Annotated in this window: 18 protein-coding genes; 8 read left to right on the forward strand and 10 right to left on the reverse strand. The window is 32.8% G+C overall.

Going from position 1 to position 19,403, the window contains the following annotated elements; translation table 11 throughout:
• Positions 1-11 precede the first annotated feature (11 nt).
• On the reverse strand, positions 12-521 hold the full coding sequence (locus tag AB8B90_RS02435; RefSeq protein WP_405333289.1) for an acyl-CoA thioesterase: 510 nt from the start codon (positions 519-521) through the stop codon (positions 12-14).
• 106 nt (positions 522-627) lie between these two features.
• Positions 628-1,569 carry an SPOR domain-containing protein gene (locus AB8B90_RS02440; protein ID WP_405333291.1) on the reverse strand — a complete coding sequence of 314 codons (942 nt, stop codon included), beginning with the start codon at positions 1,567-1,569 and terminating at the stop codon, positions 628-630.
• A 102-nt stretch (positions 1,570-1,671) separates the two neighbouring features.
• On the opposite strand from AB8B90_RS02440, the gene dprA reads away from it, so the two are divergent.
• Positions 1,672-2,775 (forward strand): DNA-processing protein DprA, encoded by a 1,104-nt coding sequence (dprA, locus tag AB8B90_RS02445; protein ID WP_405333293.1) that lies wholly within the window; start codon positions 1,672-1,674, stop codon positions 2,773-2,775.
• On the opposite strand, the gene AB8B90_RS02450 is transcribed toward dprA, so the two are convergent.
• Both AB8B90_RS02450 and trpS read right to left on the reverse strand, forming a co-directional pair.
• Positions 2,758-2,940 (reverse strand): hypothetical protein, encoded by a 183-nt coding sequence (locus AB8B90_RS02450; protein ID WP_405333295.1) that lies wholly within the window; start codon positions 2,938-2,940, stop codon positions 2,758-2,760. The genes dprA and AB8B90_RS02450 overlap by 18 nt on opposite strands.
• On the reverse strand, positions 2,940-3,908 hold the full coding sequence (trpS, locus tag AB8B90_RS02455) for a tryptophan--tRNA ligase (protein ID WP_405333296.1): 969 nt from the start codon (positions 3,906-3,908) through the stop codon (positions 2,940-2,942). The genes AB8B90_RS02450 and trpS overlap by 1 nt, the downstream gene beginning before the upstream one ends.
• 112 nt (positions 3,909-4,020) lie before the next feature.
• On the opposite strand from trpS, the gene AB8B90_RS02460 reads away from it, so the two are divergent.
• Complete coding sequence (locus tag AB8B90_RS02460) at positions 4,021-4,785, forward strand: lysophospholipid acyltransferase family protein (protein WP_405333298.1); 765 nt, start codon at positions 4,021-4,023, stop codon at positions 4,783-4,785.
• A gap of 52 nt (positions 4,786-4,837) precedes the next feature.
• On the opposite strand, the gene AB8B90_RS02465 is transcribed toward AB8B90_RS02460, so the two are convergent.
• From AB8B90_RS02465 to recA, 4 genes are all read right to left on the reverse strand, one after another.
• Complete coding sequence (locus AB8B90_RS02465; RefSeq protein ID WP_405333300.1) at positions 4,838-6,547, reverse strand: hypothetical protein; 1,710 nt, start codon at positions 6,545-6,547, stop codon at positions 4,838-4,840.
• Complete coding sequence (locus tag AB8B90_RS02470) at positions 6,547-7,089, reverse strand: RNA polymerase sigma factor (protein WP_405333302.1); 543 nt, start codon at positions 7,087-7,089, stop codon at positions 6,547-6,549. The genes AB8B90_RS02465 and AB8B90_RS02470 overlap by 1 nt, the downstream gene beginning before the upstream one ends.
• Before the next feature lie 33 nt (positions 7,090-7,122).
• Positions 7,123-7,536, reverse strand: a complete 414-nt coding sequence (locus AB8B90_RS02475; RefSeq protein WP_405333303.1) for a hypothetical protein — start codon at positions 7,534-7,536, stop codon at positions 7,123-7,125.
• Positions 7,537-7,658: 122 nt separating this feature from the next.
• The gene (recA, locus tag AB8B90_RS02480) at positions 7,659-8,663 is read right to left on the reverse strand and encodes a recombinase RecA (protein WP_405333305.1); all 1,005 of its coding nucleotides are present in this window, start codon (positions 8,661-8,663) and stop codon (positions 7,659-7,661) included.
• Between the two features lie 425 nt (positions 8,664-9,088).
• Between recA and AB8B90_RS02485 the strand changes: the two genes are divergently transcribed.
• Complete coding sequence (locus tag AB8B90_RS02485; RefSeq protein WP_405333307.1) at positions 9,089-10,153, forward strand: rhodanese-related sulfurtransferase; 1,065 nt, start codon at positions 9,089-9,091, stop codon at positions 10,151-10,153.
• Positions 10,154-10,188: 35 nt separating this feature from the next.
• On the opposite strand, the gene AB8B90_RS02490 is transcribed toward AB8B90_RS02485, so the two are convergent.
• Positions 10,189-11,601 carry a peptidoglycan DD-metalloendopeptidase family protein gene (locus AB8B90_RS02490; RefSeq protein ID WP_405333309.1) on the reverse strand — a complete coding sequence of 471 codons (1,413 nt, stop codon included), beginning with the start codon at positions 11,599-11,601 and terminating at the stop codon, positions 10,189-10,191.
• 233 nt (positions 11,602-11,834) lie between these two features.
• On the opposite strand from AB8B90_RS02490, the gene AB8B90_RS02495 reads away from it, so the two are divergent.
• From AB8B90_RS02495 to AB8B90_RS02515, 5 genes are all read left to right on the forward strand, one after another.
• Positions 11,835-13,007, forward strand: a complete 1,173-nt coding sequence (locus AB8B90_RS02495; protein WP_405333311.1) for a stage 0 sporulation family protein — start codon at positions 11,835-11,837, stop codon at positions 13,005-13,007.
• Positions 12,994-13,494: a gliding motility lipoprotein GldH gene (locus AB8B90_RS02500; protein WP_405333313.1), complete on the forward strand. Its 501-nt coding sequence runs from the start codon at positions 12,994-12,996 to the stop codon at positions 13,492-13,494. Before AB8B90_RS02495 ends, AB8B90_RS02500 begins: the two co-directional genes overlap by 14 nt.
• A 2-nt stretch (positions 13,495-13,496) precedes the next feature.
• Complete coding sequence (locus tag AB8B90_RS02505) at positions 13,497-15,851, forward strand: penicillin-binding protein 1A (RefSeq protein ID WP_405333315.1); 2,355 nt, start codon at positions 13,497-13,499, stop codon at positions 15,849-15,851.
• Positions 15,852-15,934: 83 nt separating this feature from the next.
• Positions 15,935-16,636, forward strand: coding sequence for a CoA transferase subunit A (locus tag AB8B90_RS02510; RefSeq protein ID WP_405333317.1), 702 nt, complete (start codon positions 15,935-15,937; stop codon positions 16,634-16,636).
• Between the two features lies 1 nt (position 16,637).
• Positions 16,638-17,291: a 3-oxoacid CoA-transferase subunit B gene (locus AB8B90_RS02515; protein ID WP_405333319.1), complete on the forward strand. Its 654-nt coding sequence runs from the start codon at positions 16,638-16,640 to the stop codon at positions 17,289-17,291.
• A gap of 391 nt (positions 17,292-17,682) precedes the next feature.
• Here the strand turns inward: AB8B90_RS02515 and AB8B90_RS02520 are convergent, their stop codons facing one another.
• Entirely contained in the window at positions 17,683-19,371 is a 1,689-nt protein-coding gene (locus AB8B90_RS02520; RefSeq protein WP_405333321.1) for an ABC transporter ATP-binding protein, read from the reverse strand.
• Between the last annotated feature and the right edge of the window lie 32 nt (positions 19,372-19,403).

Raw genomic sequence — 19,403 nt, forward strand, 5'->3', positions numbered from 1 at the left:
AAGGATGTATGTTATTCAAATAAGGCTTTTAATTCGGTAGCATCACTAGGCTTCATTTTTCCAGCAAGTACTAAACTCAATTGTTTACGACGAAGTGCACCTTCAAAGCGTTCTTTTTCTAAAGCTGTTTCTGCAATTAATGGAGGCACTTTTACTGGATGACCTGTTTCATTTACTGCCACAAAGGTATAAATAGCCTCATTGGCTTTAATACATTCACCAGATTCACGATCTTCTATCCAGACATCCATATATACTTCCATAGAGCTTGTAAAAGCACGAGAAACTTTTGCTTCAATTGTGACGACACTTCCTAAAGGAACAGAACGGTTAAAAGCAACATGATTCACGGAAGCGGTTACAACAATTCGCCTACTATGTCGTCTTGCAGCAATACTAGCAGCACGATCCATACGAGCTAAAAGCTCTCCACCGAATAAGTTATTGATTGGGTTAGTTTCACTAGGTAAGACCAAATCGGTCATTATGGTTTTAGACTGAAATGCAGTTTTTGGTTCCATGAATTTTTGTTTAACAATTATAGTCTCGACATATCGAGATAAGCTTTCTTTCTTTGAAAGTGCAAAGGTAAGGTTGAATTGTAATTATTAAAAGAGAATGTAGATATTAATCTAAAGCCTTAACTAACAACCAAGCGTCTCTGTTATGTTCCCGTTTTACTTGTCTTAGCGCTTGTAACGCTTCAAGTCTGTCAGAAAAACTTGCATAAACCACTTGATGAAGGCCATATTTGTTAGCACCAATTTTTCGAGCTTTATAACCTTGAGCTCGCAATTGATTTACCTTTTTATCTGAATTAGCTTCAATTCTAAAGGCACCTGCAACAATATGATAATTTCCTATTGGTTTTTGTTCTACAGACAGTGTTGCAGCTGGCAATGGATTGTCAATGATAAAAGTAGCTTCTTGTACTTTCACTTCTAATTGTTCGTTTGCTTCTTCTTGTGCCAATAGATTATGCGATTCAACTTGATTAGCATAATACTTAGACGCAGTAAAACTACCAATGGTTAAAGCAATTAGTGCGATGGCAGCATATTTTAGATAAGGGCGAGATTTACGTTTTTCTGGAGTAATGGTTAACGGAATTACTTCCTCAATGGCTTCAGTTTCTTCTTTATAGATTTCTCGTGTGATATCTCCGGAAGTGAATTGAGATAATCCAAACGCATCTGTTAAATAGTTTATATGAAGCGAAGGTTCAAAATTGATTTTTCCTTCATTATTTAGTAATAATTCTCCAATGTTTTGAAACGCAATAGTTTCGCCTTCAACTAAATACGACTTAATTGATTTTACATGTTTTGCTACTTTTTCAACAGCAACTTCATAAGGAACCTTTTCAACATCAGCAATATAGTTTGCTAATAACCCGTCATTATTTTGTAGTTGTTCGTTAAAAGACAATACTTTTTTGGGAGGATAGAACGCATGAGTAGATTCATGAATCTTTGCCGAAACACGATGTGTTAAACAGGCACCAAAATTAGGCACTGTAACACAATCATATCTATATAATAAATCGCTGATATAAGTCTCTAGTTGCATAGAAACAAAGTTAAAAATTTTTGTAAGCGAATAAAACATCCATTCAAGTATTTATTAACAAGGGAATTTTTACTATTTTCATAGAAAATAATCTACAAAAAAATGACTGAAAACGAATTGATGTATGTACTAGCACTACAACATGTTCCTAAAATAGGAGATATCATTGCCAAAAAACTAATTAGCTATTGTGGTTCAGCGGAAGCAGTTTTAAAAGAAAAGCATCAACATCTTCTTAAAATTGATGGTATTGGATTAGCCACAATAAATGGATTATTCAATTCAGAACATATAAAAGCTGCTGAAGAAGAATTACAATTTATTAAAGATAATGGGATTTCATGCTTATATTTTTCAGATGATTTATATCCAGAAAAACTAAAACATTGCATAGATGCTCCAATTTTATTGTTTCAAACAGGACACATAAATCTTAAACAACAGCGAATCATAAGTATTGTAGGTACAAGAAAAATCACAACCTATGGTATTGCATTTTGTGAGAAGTTAATTGAACAATTAGCCATTTTTAATCCAATTATAGTCTCTGGTTTTGCTTACGGAACAGATATTACTGCTCAAAAGTCGGCCATTAGACACAAGTTACAAACCATCGGTTGTTTGGCTCATGGATTGAATCAAATTTATCCGAAAACTCACAAAAAATATATTGCTTTGGTTGAAAAACACGGTGGGTTTCTCACAGACTTTTGGAGTTCTGACACTTTTGATAGAAATAATTTTTTAAAACGAAATAGAATTATCGCAGGAATGAGTGAAGCCACAATCGTTATTGAATCTGCTGAAAAAGGTGGAAGTTTAGTAACAGCTGACATTGCAAACTCCTATAACAGAGATGTATTTGCAGTTCCTGGTCGTGTTACTGACAGTCAAAGCTTGGGTTGTAACAATTTAATTAAGTATCAACAAGCACATGTGTTGTCAAACCCTATGGATATACCTTATATTTTGAATTGGGAATTAGAAACCAAACAACAATCTGTAATTCAAAAACAGATGTTTGTTGAGTTGACTTCTGAAGAACAAATCATTTATAATTATCTTAAGGATAATGACAAACAACTTCTAGATATCATCGCTTTAGAATGTAAACTACCTATTTTTAAGGTTGCTAGTATATTACTTACTATGGAATTAAAAGGTGTAGCGCGACCACTTCCAGGGAAACTATTTGAACTTGTTTAATTTCTTACGCTCTACAAAAAAGCGAATCAAATTAGCAATTATGAGAAAAATAGCAATACCAATAAGAATCAAATCAACGGTGTCATTTACAGAATCAATTCTTGAAGCAATCAAAAACAGCATTGCTGTTATATTTATTATTGTAAACCAGATTAACCGTTTCATTAATAACCTGTTTTTTCTCTCACACGTTTTAAAACAGCATTAGCAACAGCCTTTGCTTTGTCTGCACCAATAGCTAAAGCATCATCAATTTCATTGAGGTTTTCCATGTAATGATTGTAACGTTCTCTTGGTGTTTCGAACTTAGATAAGATTAACTCATATAATGCTTGTTTTGCATGACCATAACCATAACCACCATTTTCGTAGTTAGATTTCATGGTATTAATCTCATCTTCTGAAGCTAACAATTGATAAATCGCAAAACAATTACAAGTGTTCCATTCTTTAGGATCTTCTAAAGGAGTACTATCCGTTTCGATAGACATGATTTGTTTCCGTAGTTTTTTTTCAGGTAAAAAGATATTAATAATATTACCTTTACTTTTGCTCATTTTTTCACCATCAGTTCCAGGAATGAGCATTGTATTTTCATGTACTTTTCCTTCAGGTAATACAAATGTTTCTCCCATTTTAGCATGGAAACGTGATGCCACATCACGTGTCATTTCAATATGTTGTAACTGGTCTTTTCCAACAGGAATGATTTCAGAATCATATAATAAAATGTCAGCAGCCATTAACATTGGATAGGTAAATAATCCTGCATTAACATCTTCTAAACGATCTGCTTTATCCTTAAAACTATGGGCAAGTGTTAAACGCTGATAAGGAAAGAAACAGCTTAAATACCAAGATAACTCAGTGACTTGAGGAATATCACTTTGTCTGTAAAACACTGTTTTTTCAATGTCTAGTCCAAAAGCTAACCAGGTAGCAGCAGTAGAATATGTGTTTAATCTTAAGGTTTCAGAATCTTTTATTTGAGTTAGGGAATGCATATCTGCAATAAAAAGGAATGATTCATTTGTGCCATCATTTGCCATTTTGATCGCTGGCATCATTGCGCCTAAAATATTTCCTAAATGTGGAGTTCCTGTACTCTGTATACCTGTTAGTATTCTTGCCATAATTACTTTCTGTAAACCAGAAATAAATTTAATTACTATTTCAACTTATATCGTCAGCAAAGGTAATTTTTTTAGTAGAATTGTTGAATAAATTTGACTAGTTTTGAGCCACATGAAGCTATTTAAGTACATCTTTTGGGTTTTATACCGTATTTGGTTCTATGTTTTGGTAGCGCTTCCAATTATAATTCTGTTTCCACTACTTATTATTTCTATTCTTAAAGAATCTTGGTATCCATTCTTTTTTAAGATCGCTCAATTATGGGCTCGTTTTATTCTTGTAGGTATGGGTTTTAATGTTAAAATTGAAAGAGCGCAAATTCCTGAAGCTTCAAAAAGTTATATGTTTATTGCTAATCATACGTCTATGGCAGATATTATGTTGATGCTAGTAGCAGTTAAAAATCCTTTTGTGTTTGTTGGTAAAAAGGAGTTAGCTAAAATTCCATTGTTTGGCTTTTTCTACAAACGAACTAGTATTTTAGTAGATAGAAGTAGTCAGAAAAGTAGACAAGCCGTGTTTTTAAGGGCACAACGTCGATTAAAGCAAGGGATGAGTATTTGTATTTTTCCTGAAGGAGGTGTCCCAGAAGATAATATTGTTTTAGATGAATTTAAAGATGGTGCTTTCAGGATGGCAATTAATCATCAAATACCTATTGTACCATTAACTTTTGCAGATAACAAAAAGCGATTTTCCTATACTTTCTTTAGCGGAAGCCCTGGACTTATGAGAGCTAAAATCCATGAATTTATTTCTACTGAAGGATTGACTGTTGAAGACACTAGACAATTGAATAAAACATCTAAAGAGTTAATATTAAATCAATTATTGGTATTTAATAAAAACCAAAAAGCTACCCTTGGCACAGAGTAGCTTTTCAGTCGTTATTGAGGTTTAACAATAACTATCTAACCAACTAAAAAACCTAAAACTTAAAACTTAGTCCAGTATATACTCCTATGAAGTAAGGGTTAAAATCACCAGACGTATTATTGAATGTATTTATTTGATACTTGAATACGGGTTCAAGATTAAATTGAAATTGTTTCGAAAAGTTATAATCAAAACCAATTCCGAAATTGGCAGTATAACTCAAGTCTTTGATATTACTTGCTTCACCTAAACGTGTTCTGTCGCCATTGTTTAAAACAGCGTACACATCATTATCACTTAAAAACAATGTGCTAAATCCACCAATAATATTTAGCCCTATTTTTTTCTCGACGATACTATATTCAATTTCAATAGGAACTTCAATAAATCCAAGTTGTTGATCTAGAGAACCTTGCTCTTTTGTAAATAAGGTTGCAGGTGCATTTTCAAATTTAAAACTACGTGCGCTGTAAATAGAGTGTTGACTCATACTATCAACTAAGTCAACATTGGCAATTTGTCGCGTACTTCGAGCAACTGGGTTTGTGTTTTCAAAAATTAACACATCATTAGTTTTGTAACCCATTTGCACTTTATTTATACCAGCTCTAATTTTAAATTTTTTGTTTACGGCATAGCTTCCTTTAATACCATAACTCATGTTAATTTCTGACTCTTTGGTGTTTTCAACAAACTGATTGTCTAAAGGAGAACCCTCTCCTAAAGAACTGAAATAAACAGGCGCTACGTTTGGCGAAACGCTCCACCTGTTTAGTTTCTCTTCCTCTTCTTCTTTTTCATCTGTGTCTTCAGCTTCAGCAATAGCATTTTCTATAGCATTTACGTCTTCTTTTTGGTCTGTGTTTTCTGTTTCAGCTATAGTGGTGTTTGTGTCTTCATTGTTTTTTGCGCCTTCTATTGTATTGTTTTTAGCGCCTTCTGTAGAACTCTTTTTTGAATCTGAAACGTCTTTGTTTTTAATATCAGTATCAACAACACTAGTATTAGTGTCTGATTTAGCTGATTTAAGGATCTTATCAATTTCAGATTTGTTTTTTATTACATTTTTTGAGTCTTTATTAGATTCAGAAGAAGGTGTATTTGAAGATTTAGCAACAGCATCTTTAGTCAAAGGCTTTTGAAGTGGTGTTTTCTTTTCCTCAAGTAATTCTTTGTAATCGTTATTAGATTTGGTCTTATTATTTGAATTTGTTGTATTCGAATTTTGAGATTTATTCTCTTTATCATTTAGAGAATTAGAGCTTTCTGAAGCGATATTAAAATCATCCTTTTGATCTGATCCGATAATAGAATTACTTTTGTTTTTATTAACTGAATTTTTTTCTTTTTTATCGTCTGTTTCATCCGATATTTTGTCATTTGATTCAGAGTTAGAATTAGCAATTTGTTCTTCTGAATCATTTTGTAATATGTCATCTGAAGGATCGTATTGCTCTTTAGATTTGTTTACGTCTTTAGTTTTTGAGGTATCCTCTATTATTTTAGAATCATCAACAATAACATCTTTTAAAACCTCATTTTTTTCAGAAGTATTAAAAACCTGATTAGCAACCGTAAAAAATAAAATTATTCCGGCTGCAATTCCTGCCAATTTCCACCAAATAGGAATGACACGTCGTTTTTTACGAGGTTCTTCGTGGAGTCGTTCTTGAATGTTTTCCCAGACATGATCTTTAGGAGCCACTTCAAAATTTTTAAGTTGCTCTTTAAAGAGTTTATCTATATTTTTTTTGTCGTTCATTATAAACTTTGCGAATTGTTTTTCGCCTTATATTGTTCTATTTTGTCTTTTAAAATCAATCGCGCTCGCGCTAAATTTGATTTTGATGTGCCTACAGAAATCTCTAACATTTTAGCAATTTCTTTATGAGAGAAATCATCTAAGGCATACAGGTTGAATACTAATCTATATCGATTAGGTAATCCTTGTATTATTTCTAATAAAAAATCTAAACTAATATTGTCTTCATCAATTTCAACAGAGACGTCTTCAATTTGATCTTCATTAATAATATCATAAACACCAACGGTTCTGTAGCGTTGTAAGGCTGTGTTTATTGTTATTCGTTTTAACCATCCTTCAAAAGAGCCTTCACTTTTAAATTGGTTTATTTTTTTAAATATGGTAACATAAGCATCTTGTAAATTATCTTCAGCTTCAGCATAGTTACGCGAATACTTCAAGCAAATCGAAAACAGTTTACTCGCATAGAGCTTATATATTTGACTTTGAGCCTGAGCATCATTTTTTTTACATTGTGCTATGAGTTGTTCTAAACTCAATCGGATTGGTGTTATTAATTTAAATGAATTTGATTAATCTACTACTGGGACTTCAACGATATAATAAATATCATTTCCGTTATTGTCTTCTCCTTGCCAAAATCTAAACACATAATCTTCAAAGCTATTGACTTGAAAATTAAAGGAAACTTCTTCCAATTCATAGTCAAATGTTTCGCAATCTTGATCTGGAAAAACAGTATTTATTATAGCAATAGTTCTTTGATTACCTTCACTCACAAAATAAAAATCATTAAATAAATGACAACCACTAGGTCTTAGGTATGTCATTGATATTTGGTGTGTACTGCCAAGTTGAAATTCTTCAGGTAAGTTAACACTTTCAATAGGTAGAGTTTCATAATAAAAATCTGGTGCATTGTCGTCTCCAGTGCTACATGACCACATTGAACAGATTATAAAACCTAATAAAATTATTTTTTTCATATAAATAAATATTTAGGCAATACTAGCCTTAATCAGTATATAGATGCAATATCACCTTAAAGGTTGCGTCTAAAAATAAAAAAAATCCCAATTAAGGGATTTTTAAGTTTGTTTTGGCTTTTTTATGAGTCACCATTTACAAGCGCTCTAACTTTGTCTTCAAGTTCATCCATTAATTCTGGATTGTCTTTTATTAAAGCCTTAACAGCATCTCTTCCTTGCCCAAGCTTGGTTTCTCCATAACTAAACCATGAACCACTTTTCTTGACAATTTCATGTTCAACAGCTAAATCTAAGATCTCACCTACTTTAGAAATACCTTCACCATACATTATGTCAAATTCGCACATTTTGAATGGAGGGGCAACTTTGTTTTTTACAACTTTTACTCTTGTTTTATTTCCAGCAACATTCCCATCGGTTTCTTTAATTTGTGTAGACCGTCTAATATCTAATCTTACTGAAGCATAAAATTTTAGAGCATTTCCACCAGTAGTTGTTTCAGGGTTTCCAAACATAACACCAATTTTTTCTCTTAGCTGATTAATAAAAATCACTGTACAATTAGTTTTGCTAATTGAACCTGTAAGTTTTCTAAGAGCTTGAGACATTAATCGTGCATGAAGTCCCATTTTAGAATCTCCCATTTCACCTTCGATTTCACTTTTAGGAGTAAGCGCAGCTACAGAATCGATGACAACAATATCAATTGCGCCAGAACGAATTAGATTATCAGTAATCTCAAGAGCTTGTTCACCATTGTCTGGTTGAGAAATAATAAGGTTATCAATATCTACATTCAATTTTTCTGCATAAGTTCTATCAAATGCATGTTCAGCATCAATAAAAGCGGCAATTCCTCCAGCTTTCTGAGCTTCAGCAATAGCGTGCAATGTTAATGTCGTTTTACCAGAAGATTCTGGGCCATATATTTCAATTACTCTTCCTCTTGGATATCCTCCAACACCTAGAGCAATATCTAATCCTAAAGAGCCCGAAGAGATCGCATCAACATCAACAACCGCTTGGTCACTCATTTTCATTACTGTTCCTTTTCCATAAGCTTTATCAAGTTTATCTAAGGTTAATTTTAAGGCTTTTAATTTTGCGTCTTTTTCACTGCTCATTTCAATCTGTTTTTATTTGATAGGTCTGCTAAATTACAACATCTTTTAATTTTTTTCAATCTTATGACGCAACCTTTTTAAACATTTTGCATCTACCAATTGCGATTGGGAAATCTTGTTATGAAAAAGGTCAGTAATATGACATATCCACCCAAAAATAATTCTTTAATTAAAGATGAGATTTTTTAGAAAAATTATTTTTAACAACGCTTTAGGTGTTTCAGTTTCTGTTCAAACAAACAGTAATTGTAAAGCCGATGGCGGCTAGCTCGGAAAATATTTTTAAGATAAAATTAAAAATATTAATAACGAGTTAGTCTGTAAAAAGCACTTTGGATCACCCAAAGTGCTTTTTTTATATTTATAGTCAATGCTTTTCCTATCTTTGTAATTCAAATTTTTTTAACAACTTAAATTAGTATAGCATGCAACTGTACAATAGCTTAAGTGCTAAAGAAAGAGCAGAATTAATAGAAAAAGCGGGAAAAGATCGCTTAACTATCTCTTTCTACAAGTACGCAAAAATTGGTAACACTGAAATATTCAGAAACCATATGTTTCTGGCTTGGAATGATCAAGAAGTTCTCGGTAGAATATATATTGCCAAAGAAGGAATAAATGCCCAGCTTTCTGTTCCTGCAGAAAATTTTCAAATTTTTAAAAATCATTTAGACACCATTTCATTTTTAGAAAACGTAAGATTAAATGTTGCTTTAGAGCATGATAATTTTGCTTTTTTAAAACTAAAGGTAAAAGTGCGTCATAAGATAGTAGCAGACGGATTGAATGATGATTCATTTGACGTAACTAACAAAGGTGTTCATGTTGATGCTTCAAGGTTTAATGATTTAATTGAAGATCCAAATACAGTGTTGGTTGATATGCGAAATCATTATGAAAGTGAAATAGGCCATTTTAAAAATGCAGTGACACCAGACGTAGATACATTTAGAGAATCTCTAGATTTAATAGAGGAAGACCTTAGAGAACATAAAGAAGATAAAAACTTGGTGATGTATTGTACTGGTGGAATTCGTTGTGAAAAAGCTAGTGCTTATTATAAACACAAAGGATTTAAAAATGTATTTCAGCTAGAAGGTGGAATTATCAATTATGTACGACAAGTAGAAGCAAATGATTTAGAAAATAAATTTTTAGGAAAGAATTTCGTTTTTGATGAACGTCGTTCTGAACGTATTTCTGAGCACGTCATTGCTAATTGTCATCAATGTGGAAAACCAGCAGATATGCATACCAACTGCGCCAATGAAGCTTGTCATTTACTATTCATTCAATGTGAGGATTGTAAAACTCAAATGGAAAACTGTTGTTCTTCAAATTGTATGGAAATTAACCAGTTACCTTTTGAGGAGCAGAAGGCTTTGCGAAAAGGGCAAGGAAATAGCAATGATATCTTCAAAAAAGGTAGGGCAGATCATTTGCCTTATAAAAAGGATTTAAGAAATATTTTTGAGGGTATTAAAAAATAGAAAAAGCTCCATTATCATAATGGAGCTTTTTTACTTTATTCTTTAATCATCCTAATGGTTTTAATTTCATTGGAGTTACTTTGAAGTCTAATAAAATATAATCCTTCAGATAAGTTAGATACATCCACTTTGTTTAATCCATTAGCTATATCTTCAATTGATAAGACTGATTTTCCAAGAACATCAACAATTTCAGTTTTGACCACTTTCTTTCCAGAAGAAATATGAATAGTATCATTAAACGGATTTGGAAACACAGAAGTATTTTTAAAATCTTTGTCATCAATACTTAATACACTAGTAACATTGAAAGTGTGATTTATAGTTTCCCCTCCAAAAGTGGCTCGCCAAGTCCATTCACCTACCATATCAAAAAAACCAGTGTAATTCCAATAATAATACCAATTAGGAGATGTTGTTGTCGCATTAAGACTCCACGGACCAAACAAAGATGAATTATCAGGTCTAAGAATTTCAAGACTAATATTATCGCCTACAGTCTGGTCTCGTAAAAATACAGTAAAAAATATTTCATCTTCAGTTTCGAAATCATTACTTATATTAGGTGTTTCAGCTGTTCCACATGGAGGAAACACAACAGGAGCTGCGCTATGGGTTAATACAGCATTAATTCCTGGATCGGCATATGGACTTTGAGATTGCCACCAAGAATCAGCAGTTGTTGAGTTGCAAGTACCAAAGAAAGGGTCAACTATTGTGGTGAAAGTCGCATCGGTTAAAACTTCAAAATGTAAATGTGGTATTGTAGAAATACCAGAACTTCCAACAATACCTAAATATTCACCAGCAGAAACCATGTCGCCCACATTTTTTGTGGTGGTTGAGCCATTTTTCATATGACCATAAGCCGCAACGCTTCCGTCACTATGTTGCACTATGATTAAATTCCACGGATCTGGATTGCTAAAGGTACAGCTGCGATCAAACTCACCATCATGTTTAACAATAATTTGTCCAGGTGCTGCCGCAATAATTTCTACGCCGTCGTCATCTAACATTTTCCAAGGGAAAGGCCATGTAACAATATCAGTGCCTTCATGATTATAACCAGCATTAGTATCATATGTCCTCGTTCCACAATTATAATCGGTTAGCTGGTTTGGAAATCCTGTATTGTGATCTACATAATTATAAATGCTAAAAATTTCGTTGAAGTTTACATTACTTGCTTTTTGTACAGGCCATATAAAAAGGGGATGATTACCTCTACGTTGTTCTGAAAATGATAATTTATTATCTCGTTTTAATTCTTCAATACTAGATTGAATATTCTGAATCATCTCTCTCCTTTGTTGAGGAGTTATGCACGCTTTTCTATCTTGATCAACAGGAGGTCCTTCACTAACAGTTGGATTACCTGGTGCTTGTGCAGTCCCTAAACATGAGATTAAAATCATAAAAAGGAATAGTGTAATTTTTGAAGTCATAGTTGCTGGTTTTAAGTTTATATCTACTCATCGAAAACATTTAAAATTGTAAGCACATGATCGTATTTTGTTATTAAAATATTGAAAAACAACAGCTTATATCTCGTTATGAAACTGAAAACGAATTAGTTTACTCTATTATCATACTCAATAAATAATCTTATCTTTACATTTCAAAAGAACTAAGAATCGTCTTCTGAAAGAGATCCTTTCAGAATTTATATATAAAATTTATGAGTTGTAACAGTTGCTCAACTGGAAAGGATGGACAACCAAAAGGATGCAAAAACAATGGGACTTGCGGTACAGATAGCTGTAATAAACTTACTGTTTTTGACTGGTTGGCTAATATGTCATTGCCTCAAGGAGAAGAACCATTTATAGGTGTCGAGGTTCGTTTTAAAAACGGAAGAAAACAATACTATAAAAACACAGAAAACCTATCATTAAGTATAGGTGATATAGTCGCTACTCAAGCAAAATCAGGACATGATATTGGTATGGTAACTCTTACCGGAGAATTGGTTAGGGTACAAATGAAACGTAAAAAAATAGACATTAATGATGAGGAAAACGTCATGAAAATCTATAGAAAAGCGTCTCAAAAAGATATTGATGTTTGGTCTGGAGCTAGAGACAAAGAAGAGCCAATGAAGGTGAAAGCACGTCAGTTCGCTATTGATTTGAAGCTCAAAATGAAAATTTCAGATATTGAGTATCAAGGCGATGCAAGTAAAGCTACCTTTTATTACACTGCAGAAGAACGTGTCGATTTTAGAGAGCTGATTAAAGTATTTGCACGTGAATTTAGAACACGTATAGAAATGAAACAGGTTGGCTTTCGTCAAGAAGCCGCTCGTCTTGGAGGCATAGGGTCATGTGGACGAGAACTTTGTTGTTCTACATGGTTAACAGATTTTAGGTCTGTAAGTACTTCCGCAGCAAGATATCAGCAATTGTCTTTAAACCCATTAAAACTTGCTGGACAATGTGGCAAACTTAAATGTTGTTTAAATTATGAATTAGATGCATACTTAGATGCATTAAAAGCCTTTCCTAAGAATGATACAAAATTGTATACTGAAAAGGGAACAGCTGTGTGCCAAAAAACGGATATTTTTAAAGGACATCTTTGGTATGCTTATGAAGGTGAGTGGATGAATTGGCATGTGCTTACAACTGATCAGGTTAAAGAGATTATTGATAAGAATAAAGCAAAACAAAAAGTAGCTAGTCTTGAAGAATATGCTGCTGAGTTAATTCAAGATACTAAAACAGAGTTTGAAAACGTTGTTGGTCAAGATAGTCTTACACGTTTTGATGGTCCAAAACACAAAAACAAACTTAGAAAGAATAAAGGAAAGCAAAGACGTCGAAAAAAGCCTCAGAATAATGCTAAAAAGTAAACATTACTTTGTTGTTTTAATGGTCCTAATGGTTGTGTCATGTGATTCTAATCACGTTTTTGACCAATACAAGTCTGTACCGAATCAATGGCATAAAGATTCTGTCATCTCCTTTGGAATAACAGCGCCTGATACTATTAATAATTATAACCTATTTGTAAATTTAAGAAATACAAACGATTACAAATACAGCAATTTATTTTTAGTTGTTGAGTTAGATTATCCTAATGGAAAAACCATAAAAGATACTCTTGAGTATAGAATGACTGCACCAGATGGATCTTTTTTAGGCTCAGGATTTACAGATGTTAAAGAAAATAAATTATGGTATAAAGGTTTTAATGAACCATATGTTTTTAGTGAAGTAGGAGAGTATAAAGTTAAAGTTCAACATGCTATGCGTAAAAATGGTCAAGTAAATGGTGTTATGAACCTTGAAGGTATTACAGATATTGGCTTTAGAATAGAGCGAAATAATTCAAATTAATTATGGCAAAGAAAACTGTAAAAAAGAAATCAGCATCAACTACAACCGTTGATTTTTCAAAATATGTACGTTGGTTTTGGATGACATTTACTGGTATTGTTTTGTTATTCATACTTACTTTTTTATTCGCATCTTGGGGTTTTTTAGGTGAAATGCCAGACCATACGATTCTTGAAAATCCTAAAACTCATTTAGCAACAGAAATCATTTCCTCAGACGATAAAACACTAGGAAAATTTTATTTAAATGACAATCGAACTCCAGTTGATTATGATGAATTACCAAAACATCTAGTTGATGCTTTAGTAGCCACAGAAGATATTAGATTTTACGATCATTCAGGCATTGATTTTAGAGGAACCTTAAGAGCCTTTGCTTATCTAGGAAAAAAAGGTGGAGCAAGTACTATTTCTCAACAAGTAGCCAGACAATTGTTTGTAGGTGTAAGATCTAAAAATAAATTTGAAGCTGTAACACAAAAAATTAAAGAATGGGTTATTGCCATTCGTCTAGAACGTCAATACACAAAGGAAGAAATCATTGTGATGTATTTCAATATTTATGACTTTGGAAATAATGGAGACGGAATTAGAAGTGCAGCCAGAATCTATTTTGGAAAAGAACCAAAAGAATTAGACGTAAAAGAGTCTGCAATGTTGGTTGGAATGTTTAAAAATTCTTCGTTGTATAATCCGAGATCTCATCGTAATCCTGAAGGCACAAAAAACAGAAGAAATGTTGTATTAAGTCAAATGGAAAAATATGAGTTTATTACTGAAACTCAAAAGGATTCACTTCAAAAAACAGAATTAGATCTAAATTATTCTCCAGAATCTCATCGTGAAGGAATAGCAACTTATTTTAGAGCCTACCTAGACGGGTTTATGAAAAAATGGATAAAAAACAATCCTAAACCTGATGGAGAAAACTACAATCTATACAATGACGGACTTAAAATATATACGACTATAGATTCTAGAATGCAAAAACATGCAGAAAATGCTGTACAACTTCATATGCCAAGACTTCAAGCTGAATTTAATCACCAAAACACACCTGACCGAAATAAAACAGCTCCTTTCTTAGAACTAGATAAATCTGAAATAGATAAGTTAATGAATGATGCAATGAGACGCGGTGAACGTTGGAGAGTTCTAAAAGAAAAAGGAAAAACAGATAAAGAAATAAAAGCATCATTTGAGAAGCCAACACAAATGACTGTGTTTACTTGGAAAGATGGACAAGCATCAGAGGTTGATACAATCATGAAGCCCATTGATTCAATGCGTTACTATAAATCATTTTTACATCCAGGAATGATGTCAATGGATCCTCAAACAGGACATGTGAAAGCTTGGGTTGGAGGTATGAATTATAGACATTTTCAGTACGATCATGTAAAACAAGCAAAGCGACAAGTAGGATCTACATTTAAACCATTTGTATACGCTACTGCTATTGACCAATTGCATTTATCGCCATGTGATACATTGCCAAGACAACAAATTACAATAGAAGCTGAAAAGTACGGTAATCCAGACCCATGGACAACTAAAAATTCTGATGGACGTTATGATGGGTTTTTAACTTTAAAAGGCGCTCTAGCAAACTCTGTCAATACAATAACAGCACGTCTAATGGATAAGGTTGGTCCACAACCTGTAATCGATTTGGCACGAAGTTTAGGAGTAGAGTCAGATATTCCACCAGTTCCAGCAATATCATTAGGAACACCAGATTTGAGTGTGTATGAAATGGTTGCAGCTTATGGAACATTTGTAAATAAAGGTGTGTATAATAAGCCGGTAATGGTTACGCGTATTGAAGATAAAAACGGAACTGTATTGTACCAGTTTACTCCAAAGAGTCGTGATGTATTAAGTGATGAGGTAGCGTATACTACAATTAACTTAATGGAAGGTGTTACTCAAAGTGGTTCAGGCCAGCGTTTAAGGCATAATTGGGCTTCAAGAGTTCCTGTCTATAAAGACATTATTACAGGTTATCCATATGAATTAACTAATCCTATTGCAGGAAAAACAGGAACGACTCAAAATCAAAGTGATGGATGGTTTATGGGAATGGTTCCAAACTTAGTTACCGGTGTTTGGGTTGGTGCTGAAGATAGAGCTGCTCATTTTAAAAGTATTACCTATGGTCAAGGGGCTTCAATGGCATTACCTATATGGGCATTATATATGAAAGCTTGTTATGAAGACTCAGAACTTAATGTTTCAAAAGGCAACTTTGAAAAACCTCAAGAGCTTTCTATTGAAGTGGACTGTGAAAAACTTAAAGCAGGAGATAGTGAAGAAAAAGATCCTGCAGATGATTTAAAAGATGTCTTAGATTTTTAAAATAAATTACTCTTAAAATCAATAGCCATTCATTTCAGAATGGCTTTTTTATTTTGTATTTTTCGGTATCAAAATTTATAGAAATGATTAATAAAAAAGTAGCAAATGTTTCCCAAGCTTTAGAAGGCGTTAAGGATAATATGACCTTTATGTTTGGAGGCTTTGGCCTTTCAGGAATACCTGAAAATGCTATTGCAAAATTAGTCCAAATAGGAGTTAAAGGCCTTAAGTGTATTTCTAATAATGCAGGTGTCGACGATTTTGGTTTAGGCTTGTTATTACAGGGAAAACAAATCGATAAAATGACGTCGTCTTATGTAGGTGAAAATGATGAATTTGAAAGACAAATGCTTTCAGGAGAACTAGAAGTAGAATTAATTCCTCAAGGAACTTTAGCTGAACGATGCAGAGCGGCACAAGCGGGTTTTCCTGCAATATATACACCTGCTGGTTACGGTACTGAAGTCGCTAATGGAAAAGAAACCAGAGAATTTGATGGTAAAATGTATGTGTTAGAACATGCCTTTAAAGCTGATTTTGCTTTTGTAAAAGCATGGAAAGGTGACGAAGCTGGTAATCTAATTTTTAAAGGAACAGCACGAAATTTTAATCCAAATATGTGTGGCGCTGCAAACATAACAGTTGCTGAGGTGGAAGAGCTTGTTCCAGTTGGAACATTAGACCCAAATCAAATCCATATCCCTGGGATTTTTGTTCAGCGTATTTTTAAAGGAGAACACTACGAGAAGAGAATTGAACAAAGAACTGTAAGACAAAGAGATTGATATGTTAGATAAAAACGGAATTGCTAAACGCATCGCAAAAGAAGTCCAAGATGGTTATTATGTGAACTTAGGAATTGGTATTCCTACATTGGTAGCTAATTATGTTCGAGAAGATATTGAAGTTGAGTTTCAAAGTGAAAACGGTGTTTTAGGAATGGGACCTTTTCCTTTTGAGGGAGATGAAGATGCCGACCTTATTAATGCAGGAAAACAAACCATAACAACATTACCTGGAGCAAGTTTCTTTGATTCAGCTACTAGCTTTTCAATGATTAGAGGTCAGCATGTAGATTTAACCATTTTAGGAGCAATGGAAGTTGCTCAAAATGGAGATATTGCTAATTGGAAAATTCCAGGTAAAATGGTAAAAGGAATGGGTGGAGCAATGGACCTAGTCGCTAGTGCAGAAAATATTATTGTTGCTATGATGCATACCAATAGAGCAGGACAATCTAAACTTCTAAAAACATGTTCTCTACCATTAACAGGCGTTGGTTGTGTTAAAAAAGTAGTAACTAATCTTGCTGTAATGGAAATCACACAACAAGGTTTTAAGCTTTTAGAACGTGCTCCTGGTGTATCCGTAGACGATATTAAAAGTGCCACTGAAGGGACTTTAATCATTGAAGGAGATATCCCAGAAATGATAATTTAAAAGTTAATTTATCAGTTTAATATTGATATATAAACCACTTTTGTTAGTGGTTTTTTTATGATTATAATTAAAAACGAAACAATTTATTTGTAGGAAAAAACCGTATAAATGTTAAAATTAAACGTATTTCATCGATTAATTGTGTGTTTTAACTGATAAATTAAAAACTTGTTACATATTCGCTAAACCAAATCGAAACAATAATAAACCAAATTTACCATAAACTTAACTTTATGATTTGCCCCAAAACTATCATAAACTTTAACCTATGAATTTTTTTGCCCCAAATCTACTTAAACCTACTACTTCTGAAAATAAGGTTAAACTTAATTTTAGAAACTCATTAAGATTGCTCAAAAATATCTTAACCCTAACTAAAAAAATATTCATGTTATAATCCTTTTGGAATAGCATGAATAAGTTTTTTAGTGTATTCCTTTTTAGGATTTTCATAAATGATGTCGGCATCATCTATTTCTTCAATTTCACCTTTATTCATTACTAATAATTGATCTGACATGTATTTTACAACAGCAAGATCATGTGATATAAAAATGTATGTAAATCCGAAATTATCTTTCAAGTCATTTAATAAGTTTAACACCTGTGATTGTACTGAAATATCTAACGCAGAAACCGACTCATCACAAATAATTAATTTTGGCTCTAAAGCAATAGCTCTTGCAATCCCTATTCGTTGACGTTGTCCACCAGAAAATTCATGTGGATATCTATCAAAATATTTTTTATCTAAGCCTACTTTAAAAAGGAGGTTTAATACTTTTTCTTTTCTGTCTAAATCTGAGCTGCCTATCCCATGAACTTTCATCGGTTCCATAATGGCCTTTCCAACTGTTATTCTTGGGTTTAGTGAAGCATAAGGGTCTTGAAATATAATTTGGATATCTTTTCTTAACTGTCGAACTTGTGTTGTATTAAGTGTTGTAATATCTATGCCATTGTATATGATTTGCCCAGCAGTTGATTTATCTAATAGGAGAATGGTATTAGCCAATGTAGATTTACCACAACCTGATTCTCCAACCAAGCCTAATGTTTCCCCTTCGTATAGACTAAAACTGATTTGGTTTAAAGCCTTAAATGATTCTTGCCTCCCAAACCAACCTGATTTCGACAGATATTCTTTTTCTAGATTGACAATTTCTAGTAGTGGAGGTTTACTATATAATAGTTTATGAGCCGATTTGCGTTGCGTTGTACTAACCATGTCATTAACTGATTTTCCTTCCATAAAATCTTTTATAGTTGGTAATCGTTTCAAGCGTATTTCTAATGAAGGTTTTGAGCTAAGTAATGCTTTAGTATAAGTATGCTGAGGTTTATGAAAAATGTCTAATACAGGACCTTGTTCAACGATATCTCCTTTATACATTACTAAAATACGATCAGAAATTTCTGAAACTAAAGCTAGATCATGAGAAATAAATAAAACACTCATGTTTTCTTCAGTTTGTAACTGCTTTAAAAGTTTAATAATGTCTTTTTGCACTGTTACATCTAAAGCAGTTGTTGGCTCATCTGCAATAAGAAGTTTTGGTTTACAAGCAATAGCCATAGCAATCATAACACGTTGCTTTTGTCCTCCTGAAATTTCATGAGGATAAACTTTAAAAACACGTTTTGGTAAAGGAAGTTTTACTTTTTCAAAAAGAGATATGGTTTCAGCTTTTGCCTCAACTTTTGATAATTTGGTATGCTGAAGAAGAATTTCAACAACCTGTTTGCCACAGGTCATAGAAGGATTTAAAGAACTCATTGGTTCTTGAAAAATCATTCCAATTTCATTCCCTCTAATGTTTTGAAAAGCTTTTGTTGATAAAGTAGTTAAATTTTGTCCATTAAAATTTATGCTACCACTTGTAATTTTCGAAATACCTTTTGGAAGAAGACCCAAAATAGCCAATGTAGAAACTGATTTTCCAGAACCGGATTCTCCTACAATTCCTAATATTTCATTAGTTTCTAAATGATAAGAAATATGATGAATTATTTCAGTTTCCTTTTCGTTAAAAAATGAAATTGAAAGATCTTTAACATCTAGTAAATTTGTATTAGGCATGTGTAAAAATAGACAATTATAATATTAATTCT

Source organism: Psychroserpens sp., assembly GCF_045105015.1.
In the GTDB taxonomy this organism is placed as follows: domain Bacteria; phylum Bacteroidota; class Bacteroidia; order Flavobacteriales; family Flavobacteriaceae; genus Psychroserpens.